14 protein-coding genes are annotated in these 15968 nt (G+C 70.6%); 6 read left to right on the top strand and 8 right to left on the bottom strand.

All coding sequences use genetic code 11. The features are described from left to right. Nucleotides 1–68: 68 nt before the first annotated feature. Nucleotides 69–1736, bottom strand: coding sequence for a phosphoenolpyruvate--protein phosphotransferase (gene ptsP, locus LPH33_RS10280; protein WP_229567961.1), 1668 nt, complete (start codon nucleotides 1734–1736; stop codon nucleotides 69–71). Between the two features lie 132 nt (nucleotides 1737–1868). On the opposite strand from ptsP, the gene LPH33_RS10275 reads away from it, so the two are divergent. The 4 genes from LPH33_RS10275 to LPH33_RS10260 all read left to right on the top strand — a co-directional run bounded on the left by LPH33_RS10275 (nucleotide 1869) and on the right by LPH33_RS10260 (nucleotide 6057). Then, the gene (locus LPH33_RS10275; protein WP_145691770.1) at nucleotides 1869–2636 is read left to right on the top strand and encodes a DeoR/GlpR family DNA-binding transcription regulator; all 768 of its coding nucleotides are present in this window, start codon (nucleotides 1869–1871) and stop codon (nucleotides 2634–2636) included. Then, on the top strand, nucleotides 2633–3622 hold the full coding sequence (pfkB, locus tag LPH33_RS10270; RefSeq protein WP_145691771.1) for a 1-phosphofructokinase: 990 nt from the start codon (nucleotides 2633–2635) through the stop codon (nucleotides 3620–3622). Before LPH33_RS10275 ends, pfkB begins: the two co-directional genes overlap by 4 nt. 8 nt (nucleotides 3623–3630) lie before the next feature. Next, nucleotides 3631–5721: a PTS fructose transporter subunit IIABC gene (locus LPH33_RS10265; protein WP_160875953.1), complete on the top strand. Its 2091-nt coding sequence runs from the start codon at nucleotides 3631–3633 to the stop codon at nucleotides 5719–5721. Between the two features lie 78 nt (nucleotides 5722–5799). Next, complete coding sequence (locus tag LPH33_RS10260) at nucleotides 5800–6057, top strand: HPr family phosphocarrier protein (protein WP_006551308.1); 258 nt, start codon at nucleotides 5800–5802, stop codon at nucleotides 6055–6057. A 2-nt stretch (nucleotides 6058–6059) separates the two neighbouring features. On the opposite strand, the gene LPH33_RS10255 is transcribed toward LPH33_RS10260, so the two are convergent. From LPH33_RS10255 to LPH33_RS10235, 5 genes are all read right to left on the bottom strand, one after another. Then, entirely contained in the window at nucleotides 6060–7100 is a 1041-nt protein-coding gene (locus LPH33_RS10255; protein WP_088898214.1) for a hypothetical protein, read from the bottom strand. Then, nucleotides 7100–8566 (bottom strand): GTPase HflX, encoded by a 1467-nt coding sequence (hflX, locus tag LPH33_RS10250; RefSeq protein ID WP_229567960.1) that lies wholly within the window; start codon nucleotides 8564–8566, stop codon nucleotides 7100–7102. Before hflX ends, LPH33_RS10255 begins: the two co-directional genes overlap by 1 nt. A 106-nt stretch (nucleotides 8567–8672) precedes the next feature. Then, nucleotides 8673–9539 (bottom strand): diaminopimelate epimerase, encoded by an 867-nt coding sequence (gene dapF / locus LPH33_RS10245; RefSeq protein ID WP_088898215.1) that lies wholly within the window; start codon nucleotides 9537–9539, stop codon nucleotides 8673–8675. 10 nt (nucleotides 9540–9549) lie between these two features. After that, nucleotides 9550–10512: a tRNA (adenosine(37)-N6)-dimethylallyltransferase MiaA gene (miaA, locus tag LPH33_RS10240; protein WP_229567959.1), complete on the bottom strand. Its 963-nt coding sequence runs from the start codon at nucleotides 10510–10512 to the stop codon at nucleotides 9550–9552. Further along, complete coding sequence (locus LPH33_RS10235) at nucleotides 10509–11222, bottom strand: class III extradiol dioxygenase subunit B-like domain-containing protein (protein ID WP_229567958.1); 714 nt, start codon at nucleotides 11220–11222, stop codon at nucleotides 10509–10511. The genes miaA and LPH33_RS10235 overlap by 4 nt, the downstream gene beginning before the upstream one ends. Nucleotides 11223–11370: 148 nt before the next feature. On the opposite strand from LPH33_RS10235, the gene LPH33_RS10230 reads away from it, so the two are divergent. Continuing rightward, nucleotides 11371–12783 (top strand): DUF349 domain-containing protein, encoded by a 1413-nt coding sequence (locus LPH33_RS10230; RefSeq protein ID WP_145691774.1) that lies wholly within the window; start codon nucleotides 11371–11373, stop codon nucleotides 12781–12783. A gap of 71 nt (nucleotides 12784–12854) precedes the next feature. Here the strand turns inward: LPH33_RS10230 and LPH33_RS10225 are convergent, their stop codons facing one another. Both LPH33_RS10225 and miaB read right to left on the bottom strand, forming a co-directional pair. Further along, nucleotides 12855–13448, bottom strand: a complete 594-nt coding sequence (locus LPH33_RS10225; RefSeq protein ID WP_016692697.1) for a hypothetical protein — start codon at nucleotides 13446–13448, stop codon at nucleotides 12855–12857. Beyond that, nucleotides 13436–14965 (bottom strand): tRNA (N6-isopentenyl adenosine(37)-C2)-methylthiotransferase MiaB, encoded by a 1530-nt coding sequence (gene miaB, locus LPH33_RS10220; protein WP_160875947.1) that lies wholly within the window; start codon nucleotides 14963–14965, stop codon nucleotides 13436–13438. The genes LPH33_RS10225 and miaB overlap by 13 nt, the downstream gene beginning before the upstream one ends. 225 nt (nucleotides 14966–15190) lie before the next feature. Between miaB and gluA the strand changes: the two genes are divergently transcribed. After that, complete coding sequence (gluA, locus tag LPH33_RS10215; protein ID WP_186455156.1) at nucleotides 15191–15919, top strand: glutamate ABC transporter ATP-binding protein GluA; 729 nt, start codon at nucleotides 15191–15193, stop codon at nucleotides 15917–15919. Nucleotides 15920–15968 lie beyond the last annotated feature (49 nt).

The following is a 15968-nucleotide window of genomic DNA, read 5'->3' as shown; positions in this document are numbered from 1 at the left end:
CCGGCAGCCTCGGGCGCGTGGAACAGGCCGTCCCGGCCGCGTGGAACCGGCCGTCCCGGCCTTGCCGTTCAGTCCAGCAGTTTCGCTGCCGCGGCCCGTGCCGCGACGGGGTCGTCGCTCGCGAGGACCGCCTCGGCCGCCTCGCGGCAACGGTCCATCGGGACCGAGGCGAGCCGGGCCCCGACACCCGTCACCGCCGAGGCGGCGCACGACAGGGAGGTCACGCCCATTCCGGTCAGGACGCAGGCGAGGAGCGGGTCGGCCGCCGCCTCGCCGCACACCCCCACCGGCTTGCCCGCGGCCGCCCCGGCCTGTGCCGCGCGGGCCACGAGCGCGAGCACCGCGGGCTGCCACGGGTCGGTGAGTGCGGCAAGCTGCGGCGACATCCGGTCGGCCGCCATCGTGTACTGGGCGAGGTCGTTGGTGCCGATCGACAGGAAGTCCAGGTGTTCGAGCAATCGGTCGGCGCGCAGGGCGGCGGACGGAACCTCGATCATGACGCCCGGTGACAGTCCGCGCTCGCGTACGCGCGCGGCGAAATCGGCGGCCTCCGAAACGGTCGCCACCATCGGCGCCATGACCCACGGCGTGGCGCCGGTACGCGCGGCGGCCGCGGCCACCGCGTCGAGCTGGCGATCGAGGACTCCCGGCGCCGTGGTCGTGATGCGGATACCGCGGACTCCGAGGGCGGGATTGTGCTCGTCGGGGTGGTTGGCGAACCGGAGGGGCTTGTCGGAGCCGGCGTCGAGGGTCCGCAGGACGACCTTCCGCCCTTCGAACGCCTCGAAGACCTCCGCATAGATGTCGGTCTGCTCGTCCACCGTCGGTTCGGTGTCGCGGTCGAGGAAGCACAGTTCGGTGCGGAACAGACCGACGCCCTGCGCCGGCGTCCGGCGCGCCGCGACGGCACCGGATCCGTCCTGCACATTGGCGAGGATCTCGACCGGGTGACCGTCGGCGGTGGCGCCGGGACCGGACCACCCCGCCACCCGCTCGCGCTCGACGCGGTCGCGTTCGACCTCGGCCGCGGCCTCGCCACTGTCCGGGGAGAGCACGATCCGGCCCGTCGCGCCGTCGACCAGCACCTCGGTGCCGGCCGGGACGTCGTCGAGGCCGGCCACCGCGACGACGCACGGGATGCCGAGCTGGCGCGCGATGATCGCGGTGTGGCTGGTGGGTCCTCCGAGGGAGGTGGCCAGCGCGACGACCACGGACGGGTCGAGCCCGGCGGTGTCGGCGGGTGCGAGATCGGTCGCGAGGAGCACGGACGGCGTGTCGGGCATCTCGAGCCCGGGTTCGGGGGCGCCCTGCAGTTCGGCGATCACGCGGTCGCGGATGTCGAGCAGGTCGGTGACCCGCTCGGCCTGCAGTCCGCCCATCTTCTCGAACAGGGCCGCGAACTGGTCGGTGGCGGCGACGGTGGCGCCGACCGCATCGGTGCCGGAGCGGATCTTCGTCGCGGCCGCTCCGCGCCAGGCGCGGTCCTCGACCAGCACAGCGGTGGCCTGGAGCACTTCTGCCGCGGCGCCCGATGCACGCGAGGCGCGGGCCCGCAGTCGCTCGGCCACGACCTTCGCGGCGTCCTCGAATCGGCCCACCTCGGCCTCGCGCGCCGTGTCGGGGATCGAGGTGCCCTGGGCCGGGACCACAGGACGCGCGACGGGACGGATGACCGGCCCGTATCCGATACCGGGGACGACGGGGGTGCCGTGCAGGACGGACGCCGACTGCTCCATGGAGATCTCCTCACCGCAGTAGTTCGTTGTGACTCAGATTACTCGGAAGCCTTGACATGTCAACACAGACGGGCGTAAAACAACATAAACCAACATTGTTTTCCCACAAATCGGGTACCCTCAGGAGTGTCGGTGTACGCAGAGGAACGGCAGCAGGCGATCGCAGCGCTGGTGGCGGCTCGTGGCCGCGTATCGGTCGCAGTGCTCGCCGACCGGTACGGCGTCACCACCGAGACGGTGCGCCGCGACCTCGCGCACCTCGAACGCCTGGGCCTCGTGCGGCGCGTCCACGGCGGCGCGATCCCGGCCGCCTCGCTCTCGGTGGCCGAGCCCGCCCTCTCCGAACGCGAGCACACCCGCGCCGAACACAAGGACCGCATCGCCGCGGCCGCGACGTCCTTCCTCCCGCCCACCGGCGGAAGCGTGCTCTTCGACGCCGGCACCACCACCGGCAGGATCGTCGGAGCGCTGCCGCCCGAGGTCGACCTCACCGTCGTCACCAACTCGGTGCCGATCGCCGCGCGCCTCGCCGCGATGAGCACCGTGCAGCTGCACCTGCTCGGCGGTCGTGTCCGCGGTGTCACGCAGGCCGCGGTGGGCGCCGAGGTCCTCGCCACCTTGTCGACGGTGCACGTCGACGTGGCGTTCATCGGCACCAATGCCCTCAGCATCGACCACGGCCTGTCCACCCCCGACGCCGACGAGGCCGCGGTCAAGCGCGCGATGGTGCGTACCGCCGACCGCGTCGTCGTGGTCGCCGACTCGTCGAAGGTCGGTCGGCGCAATCTGCTGAGCTTCGCGTCGCTCGAACCGATCGACGTCCTGGTGACCGACACCGACCTCGACGACACCGACCGTCGGCAACTCATCGAACACGGAATCGAGGTGGTGACGGCATGATCGTCACGCTCACGGCCAACCCCAGTCTCGATCGCACGGTCGGGCTGACGGGCCCTCTCGAGCGCGGGAGGGTGCATCGAACCGAGCGATCCACCGTCGATCCGGGCGGCAAGGGGATCAACGTCGCTCGTGTGCTGCACGCCGCGACGACCGAGGTCGTCGCCGTGCTCCCGGCCAACGCCGGCGATCCTCTGCTCGCCGCGCTCGACGACCAGGGCATCGCCCATCGGGCCGTGCCCACCTCCGGACCGACGCGCAACAACATCACCGTCGCCGAACCCGACGGCACCACCACCAAGCTCAACGAACCCGGAACCCCCTGCACCGGACGCACGCTGGGCGAGCTCCACGCCGTCCTGCTCGAATGCGCTCAGGGAGCGGCGTGGACCGTCCTGTCCGGTTCTCTTCCTCCCGGTGTGCCCGAATCGTGGTATGCCGATCTCGTAGGTGCACTGCGCGGCCTCGGATGCCGCATCGCGGTCGACACCTCCGAGCGGCCACTGCTCGCCCTCGCCGAGCGGTTCCCCGCGGCGGCCCCGGACGTGATCAAGCCGAATTCCGACGAACTGGCCCAGCTCACCGGCGCCGACGCCCACGAACTCGAATCCGGTGCCGCCGCGGGGGACGTCGGCGCCGTGGTCGACGCAGGACGCGTGCTGGTCGAACGCGGTGTCGGCGCGGTGCTCGCGACCCTCGGCGGTGCAGGCGCAGTGTTGGTCACCGCCACCGGCGCGTGGCGCGCCACCGCCGACGACGTCACGGTCCGCAGCACGGTCGGGGCGGGCGATTCGTCGCTCGCCGGATATCTGCTCGCCGAGCAGGCCGGTCACACACCCGACGAGTGCCTGCGCCTCGCCGTGGCGTACGGGACCGCGGCCGTCGCACTCCCCGGAACAGCCTTGCCCACACCCGATTCCGTCGATCCATCCCGAGTGCACGTCACCGACGTCCACCGCCGACCCCGACCGCTCCCCTCCCACTCCTAAGGAACGTCATGTCCGACACCACCTCCGGCTCCGCAGGCGGTTCCTCGATCATCGGCACGGAACTCGTCTCGCTCGATGCCGACCTGGGATCCGACAAGAACTCCGTCATCGTCGCGCTCGCCGAGCGTCTCGCAGCGAACGGTCGCGCGTCCGACGCCGACGCACTCACCGCGGCCGTTCTCGATCGGGAGGCCAAGTCCGCCACCGGTCTTCCCGGCGGGATCGCGATCCCGCACGCGCGCAGCGAAGCGGTGACCACCCCGTCGCTCGGTTTCGCCCGACTGTCCCCGAAGGCCGACTTCGGTGCGCCCGACGGACCCGCCGACCTCGTCTTCCTCATCGCCGCGCCCGAAGGGGCGGGGGGCGACCACATGAAGCTCCTCACCGCTCTCGCTCGTGCACTCGTGCGCCCCGACTTCGTCGCGTCGCTGCGCGCGGCCGCGTCCGCGGAGGAGGTCATCGCGCTGGTCGAGGACGTCCTCCCGCCCCGACCGGCGCCGTCGAGCAGCGCTCCTGCCGGCTCGGCCGCAGCGCCGGAACAGCCGGCACCGGCAGCCTCCGCGAAGCCGGCGGTCGCGCCTCCGCAGAGCGCCGAACAGCCCGGAGGCCGCACGATCGTCGCGGTCACCGCGTGCCCGACCGGCATCGCGCACACCTATATGGCCGCCGACGCGCTGGCCGCCGCCGGTGAACGCGCGGGCGTGACGGTCCGGGTGGAGACGCAGGGATCGAGCGGCAGCACTCCCCTGCCCGCCGAGGTGATCGCCGGTGCCGACGCCGTCATCTTCGCCACCGACGTGGGCGTCAAGGGCCGCGAACGGTTCGCCGGCAAGCCCGTGATCGCGTCGGGCGTCAAGCGCGCGATCAACGAACCGGACACGATGGTCGACGAGGCCCTGCGGGCCGCGACCGATCCGTCCGCACGCACCGTCGAGGGCACCTCCGGCGCCGCGGCGGGTGAGTCGGAGAGCGGCAGCGACCTCGGCTGGGGTACCCGGCTGCGGCAGATCCTGCTCACCGGCGTGAGCTACATGATCCCGTTCGTCGCGGCCGGTGGACTGCTCATTGCCCTCGGCTTCCTGCTCGCCGGTCCCGACATCACCGACTCGGCCGCCGACATCGTCCTCGACAACACGCTCACCAACCTCCCCGAAGGTGGGCTCGGCACCTATCTCGGTGCGGTGCTGTACCAGATCGGCTCGTTGGCGTTCTCGTTCCTCGTCCCGGCACTGGCCGGGTACATCGCCTTCGCGATCGCGGACCGTCCGGGTCTGGCTCCGGGCTTCACCGCCGGTGCGGTGGCCGTCTTCGTCGGCGCCGGTTTCATCGGCGGTCTGGTCGGTGGCATCATCGCCGGCTTCGCGGCCCTGTGGGTCGGACGCATCCCGCTGCCCACCTGGGCGCGCGGCCTGATGCCCGTGGTGATCATCCCGCTGCTCGCGAGTCTGATCGTCGGTGGGCTCATGTTCCTGCTGCTCGGTCGCCCGCTGGCCGCGATCACGACCGGTCTCACCGACTGGCTCAACGGTCTGTCCGGCGGTTCCGCGGTGCTGCTCGGCGCGATCCTCGGCCTGATGATGTGCTTCGACCTCGGCGGACCGGTCAACAAGGCCGCCTACGCCTTCGCGGTCGCGGGTCTCGACGTCGCCAACACCGGTTCGCTCGAGATCATGGCGGCGGTCATGGCCGCCGGCATGGTGCCGCCGCTCGCCATGGCACTGTCGTCGCTGGTGCGTCCGCGTCTCTACAGCACGGCCGAACGCGAGAACGGCAAGGCTGCATGGCTGCTCGGTGCGTCGTTCATCTCGGAGGGCGCCATCCCGTTCGCCGCGGCCGACCCGTTCCGGGTGATCCCGTCGATGATGCTCGGCGGCGCAGTGACCGGCGGAATCGTCATGGCGACGGGTGTCACGCTCACCGCTCCCCACGGCGGATTGTTCGTGCTGTTCGCGATGGACCGCGTCGTGTGGTTCCTGATCGCGCTGGCGGCGGGCACGGTGGTCGCCGCACTCGCGGTCAGTATCGCCAAGTCGATCACCCGTCCCGCCCGGGAAGCCGCCGACGAGACGAACCCCGAGCCCGTAGCGGCACACTCCTGATCACAGCCGCACGCTCGTGATCACAGCGACATCTTCCTGATCGACGCCCTGCACTTCCCCACCACGAAGGAGATTCACATGCCCAGCACCACGGTTGCCGTCGGTTCGTCCATCGGCCTCCACGCCCGTCCCGCAGGAATCATCGCCGAGGCCGTGGTCGCGGCCGGTGTCCCGGTGACCCTCGCGGTCGACGGCGGCGAGCCCGTCGACGCCGGTTCGGCCCTGATGATCATGACGCTCGGCGCGGAAAAGGGCACGCAGGTCACGATCTCGTGCGACGACGACGCGGTCCTCGCGCAGGTCGCGGAACTGGTCGCCGCAGACCTCGACGCCTGATCTCAGCCGCGGGCGCGGCGCCGGACGACGAGTCCGAGGACCCCGAGCGCGATGACCCCGGCTGCCACGCCCGCACCGACTACCGGCAGTGCCGCGGACGACATCTCGTCCGCGGCATCGTCGTCCGCGGGTGCGAAGAGATCGGTCGCACCGCGACGGATATGGATCGGTGGATTCTCCGTGCCTGCCGCGCCGCGCTCGGACGCGGTGACCAGGTCACCGTCGGCGGTGAAGGCGACGGCTTCGCCCTGCGGTTCGTCCGGGATCGGGACGCGGAAGCGCGGACCGGCGACCAGAGCGGACGCGAGATCGCCGTCGGGGACGTGGAACAGGTAGACGTCGGTGTAGGTGCGGACCGCCGCGACCGTCCCGTCGGCGCTGACCGCACCGCCGGTGACCATCGAGGAGGACGCACCGGGAACGGGACCGCCGGGGGTGTCCGACGGTCCGAGTGCCAGCGATCCGACCTTCTCGAGGGGGGCCGGTCCCGGGACGGGCAGGCCGTCGATCGTGAGTCCGCGTGCGGGCCGGTAGACATTGCTCGATCCGAACAGCGCCTTCGTCACGATGATCGGTTCGCCTGTCGCGGAGACGAGTACGGTCTCGGCGTCGCGGGGACCGTCGGGATAGGTCAGCCGGTGCAGATCTCCCTGCCCGGTGTCGGGGTCGAGGGAGATGAGCGCGATCGTCTCGCGGACGCGGGTGTTGTCGCCGAGATCGCCGAGCCACAACCGGCCGTCGGGACCCGCGGCGAGATCCTCGACGTCGTAGGGATCGACGGGCGACGGGATCCGTTGCAGAACCGCACAATCCCCGTCGAGTTCGACGATGCGTTCGTCCTCTCCGGCGTCGGGGGTCGCGAACAGCCGGTCGCCGATCGTCGCGAGGCCGGACAGTTCGGCGAGCGCGGGATCGTCGGGAGTGCACAGCATCTCGGTCGGCAGATCCGCGGCCGGGATCGCGGTGTCCTGCGCGCCGGCGTTCGGGGCCGGCACGAACGCCACGACGGCAGCGAGCAGCGCCGCCCGGCGCACGACCCGCATCAGGCCGCGAAGTCGACCAATGCCGACGCCAGCGCGGCCGGCACCTTCGCGTGCACCCGCGTGCCGTCCACCTCGTGCTCGGACGACAGGATCTGACCGTCCGAATGGATGCGCGCGAGCAGATCACCGCGGGTGTACGGCAGGAGCAGCTTCACCTCGACGTCGGGATCCTCGAGCAGACCCGCGAGCTGGGTCTGCAGCTCCTCGACGCCCTCGCCGGTGTGCGCGGAGACGAACACCGCGCCGGGGATCGCGCTGCGCAACTGCGTCAGGGTGACCGGGTCGGCGGCGTCGATCTTGTTGACGACGATCAGTTCGGGCGGCGGCGGTGCGTCCGATTCGCGGAGCACCTCGGTGACGACCTCGCGCACCGCCTTGATCTGCTCGGTGGGCATCGGGTCGGAGCCGTCGACGACGTGGAGCAGCACATCGGCGTCGGCGACCTCCTCGAGGGTCGACCGGAACGCCTCGACCAGCTGGGTCGGGAGGTGCCGGACGAAACCGACGGTGTCGGTGAGCACGTACTCGCGGCCGTCGGGCAGCGCCGACCGGCGGGTCGTCGGGTCGAGGGTCGCGAACAGTGCGTTCTGCACCAGGACACCGGAGCCGGTGAGCTTGTTGAGCAGGCTCGACTTACCGGCGTTGGTGTATCCCACGATCGCGACGGACGGGATCTTGTTGCGCAGACGCCGGGTGCGCTTGGTGTCGCGCGCGGCCTTCATCGCCTTGATCTCGCGACGGAGCTTGGCCATCCGCTCACGGATCCGGCGACGGTCGGTCTCGATCTTCGTCTCACCGGGACCGCGCAGGCCCACACCGCCGTTGCTGCCGGCACGGCCACCGGCCTGCCGCGACATCGATTCACCCCAGCCGCGCAGACGCGGGAGCATGTACTCCATCTGCGCGAGGGAGACCTGTGCCTTGCCCTCTCGCGAGGTGGCGTGCTGGGCGAAGATGTCGAGGATCAGCGCGGTCCGGTCGATGACCTTGACCTTGACGACCTTCTCCAGCGCGGTGAGCTGGGCGGGGGTGAGTTCGCCGTCGCAGATCACGGTGTCGGCGCCGGTGGACAGGACGATCTCCCGGAGTTCGTCGGCCTTGCCGGAGCCGATGTAGGTGGAGGCATCGGGCCGGTCGCGACGTTGGACCAGGCCTTCGAGGACCTCGGAGCCCGCGGTCTCGGCGAGCGCGGCCAACTCGGCCAGGCTCGCTTCCGCCTGGGCGGCCGTTCCGCCCGTCCAGACACCGACGAGCACGACACGCTCGAGTCGGAGCTGACGGTATTCGACCTCGGTGATGTCCTCGAGTTCGGTGGACAGACCGGCCACACGCCGCAACGCGCTACGGTCTTCGAGTTGCATCTCGCCGACGGACGGATCCTCGGCGGTCCAGCCTCCGGATGCGTCGTACGCGGTCGAAGTGCTGTCATCTGTGGTTGCGCGGCGCGTGCGCTGTGTGTTCGTCATACACCTCCATGGTGTCACGAAGCCCGAATCGGTGCATTCGAGTTTTTCCGCCGCATTCGCGCAGGGGCATACCCGAGTGCGCCTCAGCAGGGCCGATCGGTGCCGATCAGTTCGGCGCCGACCACCAGGTGTCGTCGAGTTCACCCACCGCGACCAGCACCGACGGTCCGCGTAGCCAGGCGTGACCGTCCTCGATCCGCACCTCGACCGAGCCGCCCGGGATCCGGACCCGCACCGCGCCCTCGGATGCGCCGTCGAAGCGCAGGGCCGCAGCGGCCGCGGCGACCGTGCCGGTTCCGCACGAGCGGGTCTCCCCCACGCCGCGTTCGTGGACGCGCATGTGGACCGTTCCGGCCGCGATGGGGGTCAGGAACTCGATGTTGACGCCGTGTGGGAAGAAGCCCGGGTCGAAGCCGGGCGAGGTGAGGTCGAGACCGGCCAGGCTCGTCTCGTTCAGGTGCGGGTCCACGCACGCGAGGTGCGGGTTGCCGACGTCGATGCCGATGCCCGGGTAGACCCGTCCGTCGATGGTCGCCGCCGACTCGCCGAGGGTGCGCACCGTCCCCATGTCCACGGTCACCTCGCCGAGGACAGGTCCGGTCTCGTGCACCGTGACGGGCTTGCCTCCGGCGCGGCTGCCGACGACGAACTCGCGGCGGTTCTCGAGCCCGTGCGCGGTGAGATAGTGCGCGAACACCCGCACACCGTTGCCGCACATCTCGGCGATGGATCCGTCGCCGTTGCGGTAGTCCATGAACCAGTCGTCCGCCCCGGTGCCCTCGGGCAGTTCTCCGAGCACGCCGGCCGACACCAGCGCACCGGCACGGGCGACGCGGAGCACACCGTCGGCACCGAGCCCGCGACGCCGGTCGCACAGGGCGGCGATCCGGCCTGCGTCGAGGTCCAGGCGCGCGTCGGGATCGGGAAGGATCACGAAGTCGTTCTCGGTTCCGTGCCCTTTGCTGAACTCCATGCGCGCTACCTTATCGGGCTGGTGAGGCCGGTGATGTGCGTGCGTCCCGGACGGCCCGCAGGGCAGCGTCGAGCAGGTGGGGGTCGGCGCCGTCGAGCCAGTGGATGCGCGGGTCGCGGCGGAACCACGAGCGTTGCCGTCGTACGTAGCGCCGGGTCCCGATGAACGTCCGCTCGCGCGCGTGATCGAGGTCGTACTCCCCGTCGACGTACGCGAGGACCTGCGCGTAACCGATCGCGCGACGGGCCGTGACACCCTCGCGCAGGCCGACTTCGAGGAGTCCGTGCACCTCGTCGACGAGGCCGCGTTCGAACATCAGGTCCGTGCGCCGCGCGATGCGGTCGTCCAGCTCGGCGGTGTCGCGGTCGACGCCCAGGATCACGGTGCCCCAACGGGGCTCACCGATCGTCGGTTGCGACGCCGCGAACGGTTGCCCGGTCAGTTCGACGACCTCGAGCGCGCGGACCATGCGGCGGCCGTCGGTGGGCAGGATCGTCGCCGCGGCGGCGGGATCCGCGCTCTGCAGTGCCCGGTGGACCGCTGCGAGTCCCTCGGTCTCGAGCACCGCCTCCCACTTGGCGCGGACCTGCGGATCCGTCGCCGGGAACTGCCATTCGTCGAGCAGTGCCTGCACGTACATCATCGATCCACCGACGACGATCGGGAGGCGACCGCGGCCGAGGATCGCCTCGACGTCGGCGATCGCGGCCTGCTGGTAGCGGGCGACCGTCGCGGTCTCGGTGACGTCGAGGACGTCGAGCTGATGGTGCGGGATGCCGCGACGCTCGTCCGCTGGCAGCTTGGCCGTCCCGATGTCCATGCCGCGGTACTGCTGCATCGCGTCGATGTTGACGATCTCGCCGCCGAGCACCTCGGCGAGGTCCAGTCCGAGATCGGACTTGCCCGTGGCCGTGGGACCCACGACCGCGATCGGGACGAGCGTGTCGGCGGGACCGGTGTTTTCTGCGCTCACGGTGTCCAGATCCCCACGTGGTAGCCCACGCCGTAGGGCGCGGCGGAGTAGGTGACGGACGCCGAGCGCGGGCGCTCGCCGAGGGCGGCCGCCAGGACGTGCCAGGCGGCGCGTCCGGTCAGCTTGATGTCCGAACACAGGTCGGGGTCGAGCGCCGCGAGCGCCTCCGGGTCGCCGGCGGCGAGCGCCGCCGCCAGGACGGCCTCGACGTCCTCGGCGCGAGGATCGTAGGCGCCGGGCGCCTTGGCCGTGAGGGTGGTCGCTCCGTCCGCGACGACGAGCAGTGCGCGCGGCAGATCGTCGCGGTCGAGCGCCGTGCGCAGGTCGCGGCCGAGATCGGCGCAGTGCGCGGCGTCCGCGTCGACGGCCACCACGTGGGTCGTCACGCGGGTGCCGGGTGCCGTGCGGTCGCGGATCCAGCCGGCCACCAGAGCGGTCAATGCGAGCTCGGGATCGGGTTCGCCGGCGGCCTCGGGACCGAGCTGCACGGTGACGTCGACTCCGAACCCGAGGAAGGTCCCGCGCGCGGTGGAGGGAACGGTCTGTTCGGCCGACTCGGCGCCCACGACCACCCATTCCGCGGCATCGGACAGGCTGCGACCGACCTCGAGAACCGCCTCGCGCAGATCGTCGGTCTCGGACGCGGCGAGACCGGTCAGCTCGGGGACGAGCAGCGGTGGGGACGGCACGAACGCCGCGGCGGTCAACACATCGGCAACCGTAGTCCACCGGACCCGGCGCCCTGCATCGACACGACCTGTTTCAATAGTGGGCGGACACGATCGCGGAACCCCGGGATCGACCGGCGGTAGACCATGCGACCAGGCAGCCGTGCCGCGCGGCAGAGATGAGGTATCGATGAGCGACCCGAACGCACAGGACCGAACCGGCGAGTCGACGCAGGAGCGGACCCCGCGTCCCGGTCCCGCCACGCCCCGAGCCCATGCTGCGACGCCCGGCCCTGCGGGCCGAGAGAACGGCAGTTCCACCGCAGCACCCCCGAAGCCGCATCCTGTCGCGGCCCAGACGCACCCTCACGTCCCGGCGGTGCCCGCGAGCGATCCGAGTCGGTTCGGACGCGTCGACGAGGACGGCACCGCATGGGTCCGCACGAGCGAGGGCGAGCGGTGCATCGGATCGTGGCAGGCAGGCGACGCCGCCGAGGGCCTCGCGCACTTCGGACGCCGTTACGACGATCTCGCCACCGAGGTGGCGATCCTCGAGACCCGGTTGACCTCCGGCACCGCCGACGTGAAGAAGACCCGCGCGGCCGCCGAGGCACTGGCCGAGTCGCTGCCGACCGCCGCCGTCATCGGTGATCTCGATGCGCTCGCCACCCGGCTCGCCGCGATCATCGAGCACTCCGAGGAGGCCGCGGCTCTCGCCAAGCAGGAGAAGGAGCGTCGGCGCGCCGAGAGCACGGCCCGCAAGGAGGCCCTCGCGGCCGAGGCCGAGACGATCGCCGCCGAATCCACCCAGTGGAAGGCCGCCGGCGACCGGCTGCGCGAGATCCTCGAGGAGTGGAAGACCATCCGCGGGGTCGACCGGAAGGTCGACGACGTGTTGTGGCGTCGCTACTCGAAGGCACGCGAGGCGTTCAACCGGCGTCGCGGAGCCCACTTCGCCGAACTCGATCGTGAGCGCGCCGCGGCGAAGAGCCGCAAGGAGGAACTCGTCGCCCGGGCGGAGGAACTGCAGAACTCCACCGACTGGGGTGCCACCGCCGCGGCCTTCCGCGACCTGCTCGCCGAGTGGAAGGCGGCCGGACGCGCACCGAAGGACGCCGACGACCAGCTGTGGAAGCGGTTCAAGGGTGCCCAGGACGTCTTCTTCGCCGCGCGCAACGCCGCGAACGCCGAGCGCGACGCCGAGTTCGAGGAGAACGCCCGCGCGAAGGAGGCCCTGCTCGAGGCGGCCTCCTCGATCGACCCGGCGGCCGATCTGGAAGGTGCCCGGGCGCGCCTGCGCGAGTTGCAGGACCAGTGGGAGGCGATCGGCAAGGTGCCGCGCGACCGCATGCACGATCTCGAGGGTCGGCTGCGGGCCATCGAGAAGAAGGTGCGCGAGGCCGCGGATTCCGAGTGGCGCCGCACCGATCCCGAGGCACTCGCGCGCGCGGCCCAGTTCCGTGAGCGGGTGCGCCAGTTCGAGGAGCAGGCCGCCAAGGCGACCGCCGCGGGCCGGGCGAAGGAGGCCGAGAAGGCTCTCGCCCAGGCGGCGCAGTGGCGCGAGTGGGCCGACGCGGCCGAAGGCGCCGTCGGCGAGCGCTGACCCGCGACATCCGAAGACGACGATCCCCCTCTCCCGATCGGGAGAGGGGGATCGTCTTCGTTCGGGAGGCGTCAGGCCTCGGGGTCGTCGCGCATCAGGCGGGGCCGTTCGTGCTGGGCCGCGACCTTCCGCAACTCGGCCTCGGCCTCGAGCTGGGCCGAGGTCCGCGCCCACACCACACGGGCCCAGTGGAAGACGATGACCATGACGGCGAACCAGCCGATCACGAGACCGAATCCCGGTCCCGCGGCGGATGATTCGACGGGCAGCGTCTGACGCGACCAGATCGCGAGCATGCCGAAGACGATGGTCACGGCCGAGCCGGCGAGGGACACCCACGCCAGCGCCCACTTGCGGGTGACGAGCGCGAGGATCGAGCCCAGCCCGGCGAAGACCACCGCGAAGCCCACGAACAGCCGTGACGGGAGACCGATCTCCTCGGTGGTCGCGTCCGGGGCGAAGGACAGCACCTCCCAGCCGTTGGCGGATCCGGCGTGGGGCAGGCTGAAGGTCGCCAGCAGGATCAGGACTGCGATCGCGACGAACATCGCCCGGGCGCCCGGGTCGATGTCGCTCGCCACCTTTCGTTCGGCGGCTTCGAGCTCGGCGCGTACGTCACCCGTCGCGTGGTGATCGTGCGGCTTGTCGGTGGTCATGCGTTGCATCCCATCTGAGGCGGCAGCGGGTCCGGGACGCCGATGCTCGGCAGTCCGAGGCCGACACCGATCGGTGGTGTCTTGGGCAGCCGGCCCTGTTCGAAGTGGTCGCCCGCACGTGTGCGGCGGTGCGTGAGGATCGGGGTGTCGGCGACGAGGTGGTGCGGCGCGGCGTCGCTGACGACGATCGTGATGACGTCGCCGGGACGCACCGCGGTGTCGATCGCGCCCTCGGGACGGAAGTGGACGAGGCGGCCGTCGCGGGCACGCCCGCTCATCCGGGCGGTCTCGGCGTTCTTGCGGCCCTCCCCCGCTGCGACGAGCAGTTCGACCTCGGTGCCGACGAGCTTGCGGTTCTCCTCGAGGGTGATGCGTTCCTGCAGGGCGATCAGCCGGTCGTAGCGCTCCTGCACCACGGCCTTGGGGACCTGCCCCTCCATGTCGGCTGCGGGCGTGCCGGGACGCTTCGAGTACTGGAAGGTGAACGCGCTGGTGAAACGCGCCTTCTCGACGACCTCGAGGGTCTGCTGGAAGTCCTCCTCGGTCTCGCCGGGGAAGCCGACGATGATGTCGGTGGTGATCGCGGCGTGCGGCATCGCGGCACGGACCCGCTCGATGATGCCCAGGAAGCGTTCCTTGCGGTACGAGCGGCGCATGGCGCGCAGGATCCGGTCGCTGCCGGACTGCAACGGCATGTGCAGTTGCGGGCACACGTTGGGGGTCTGCGCCATCGCGTCGATGACGTCGTCGGTGAACTCCGCCGGGTGCGGGGACGTGAAGCGCACCCGCTCGAGGCCTTCGATGTCGCCGCACGCGCGCAGCAGCGACGCGAAGGCACCCCGGTCGCGGGGCTGATCCGGGTCGGCGAAGGACCGGCCGTAGGAGTTGACGTTCTGGCCGAGCAGTGTCACCTCGAGCACACCCTCGTCGACGAGCGCCTGCACCTCGGCGAGGATGTCGCCGGGGCGCCGGTCGACCTCCTTGCCTCGCAGCGACGGGACGATGCAGAAGGTGCACGTGTTGTTGCAGCCGACGGAGATCGACACCCATCCGGCGTACGACGACTCGCGCTTGGCGGGCAGCGTCGACGGGAACGCCTCGAGAGCGTCGAGGATCTCGACCTCGGCGCGGCGGTTGTGCCGCGCACGCTCGAGCAGGGCGGGGAGATTGCCGATGTTGTGCGTGCCGAAGACCACGTCGACCCAGGGCGCCTTCTCGACGACGGTGTCGCGGTCCTTCTGGGCGAGGCAGCCTCCGACGGCGATCTGCATGTCGGGGTTGTCGTCCTTGACCGGACGCAGATGACTCAGATTGCCGTACAGCTTGTTGTCGGCGTTCTCCCGCACCGCGCAGGTGTTGAAGACCACCAGATCGGGTGACGCACCGGGCGCGGCCTTGGTGAAGCCGGCGTCCTCCAACAACCCCGACAGACGCTCGGAGTCGTGTACGTTCATCTGGCAGCCGTAGGTGCGGACCTCGTAGGTCCGGGCACCGGTACGGGGGGCTTCTTCGTCGATCAGTGACACGTCTCAGGGTATCTCACCTCGGTCGGTCCTCTTTCCTCGCGCCGACCGCGCGGGCCCCGTGGAGGTATCCGTTACTGCTCGTGCAGTAAAAATCCCGTGACGCGTGTGTCGAAGGTGTCCCGAAATGCGAAGTCTCGGGCGTCGGACGGCATAGGGTCTGCAGATATGACATCAGCGGCAGCCGGAACGGATCGTCCGTCCGAGAAGTCGGACACCAGCTCGTCCATGATCTCCATGAACGGGGTGAACAAGCATTTCGGATCCCTGCACGTACTGCAGGACATCAACCTCGAGATCCCGCGAGGACAGGTCGTCATCGTCGTCGGCCCGTCGGGTTCGGGTAAATCGACCCTCTGCCGCACCATCAACCGGCTCGAACCGATCGACTCGGGAGAGATCCACGTGGACGGCACCCTGCTGCCGGAGGAGGGCAAGGCACTCGCCCGCCTGCGTTCGGACGTCGGCATGGTGTTCCAGTCGTTCAACCTCTTCGCCCACAAGACGATCCTCGAGAACGTCATGCTCGGCCCCATCAAGGTGCGCAAGATCAAGAAGGAGAAGGCCCGCGAGTCGGCGATGCAGCTGCTCGACCGGGTCGGCATCGCCAACCAGGCCGACAAGTACCCGGCACAACTGTCGGGCGGCCAGCAGCAACGCGTCGCCATCGCACGCGCGCTCGCGATGAACCCCAAGGTCATGCTGTTCGACGAGCCCACCTCCGCCCTCGACCCCGAGATGGTCCAGGAGGTCCTCGACGTGATGACCTCCCTCGCGAAGGAGGGCATGACGATGGTCGTGGTCACCCACGAGATGGGATTCGCCCGCAAGGCCGGCGACCGCGTGCTGTTCATGGCCGACGGTCGCATCGTCGAGGACACCGATCCCGAGACCTTCTTCACCGCACCGAAATCCGATCGCGCCAAGGACTTCCTCGGCAAGATCCTCAGTCACTGAACCTTTCCCCGCATCCGACGGGCCACCCGGTCCGTCGGACGTAGTTCCG

The organism is Rhodococcus sp. RDE2, assembly GCF_020885655.1.
GTDB lineage: Bacteria > Actinomycetota > Actinomycetes > Mycobacteriales > Mycobacteriaceae > Rhodococcus > Rhodococcus pyridinivorans.
This window is presented reverse-complemented; position numbering and strand designations above follow the sequence as displayed.

Excerpts from the sequence above, each read along its gene's own strand:
- pfkB (WP_145691771.1), top strand. The coding sequence starts at position 2,633 with ATGATCGTCACGCTCACGGCCAACCCCAGTCTCGATCGCACGGTCGGG.
- LPH33_RS10225 (WP_016692697.1), bottom strand. The coding sequence starts at position 13,448 with ATGCAACGCATGACCACCGACAAGCCGCACGATCACCACGCGACGGGT.
- LPH33_RS10255 (WP_088898214.1), bottom strand. The coding sequence starts at position 7,100 with ATGCGGGTCGTGCGCCGGGCGGCGCTGCTCGCTGCCGTCGTGGCGTTC.
- LPH33_RS10265 (WP_160875953.1), top strand. The coding sequence starts at position 3,631 with ATGTCCGACACCACCTCCGGCTCCGCAGGCGGTTCCTCGATCATCGGC.
- dapF (WP_088898215.1), bottom strand. The coding sequence starts at position 9,539 with ATGGAGTTCAGCAAAGGGCACGGAACCGAGAACGACTTCGTGATCCTT.
- gluA (WP_186455156.1), top strand. The coding sequence starts at position 15,191 with ATGATCTCCATGAACGGGGTGAACAAGCATTTCGGATCCCTGCACGTA.
- ptsP (WP_229567961.1), bottom strand. The coding sequence starts at position 1,736 with ATGGAGCAGTCGGCGTCCGTCCTGCACGGCACCCCCGTCGTCCCCGGT.
- hflX (WP_229567960.1), bottom strand. The coding sequence starts at position 8,566 with ATGACGAACACACAGCGCACGCGCCGCGCAACCACAGATGACAGCACT.
- LPH33_RS10230 (WP_145691774.1), top strand. The coding sequence starts at position 11,371 with ATGAGCGACCCGAACGCACAGGACCGAACCGGCGAGTCGACGCAGGAG.
- LPH33_RS10260 (WP_006551308.1), top strand. The coding sequence starts at position 5,800 with ATGCCCAGCACCACGGTTGCCGTCGGTTCGTCCATCGGCCTCCACGCC.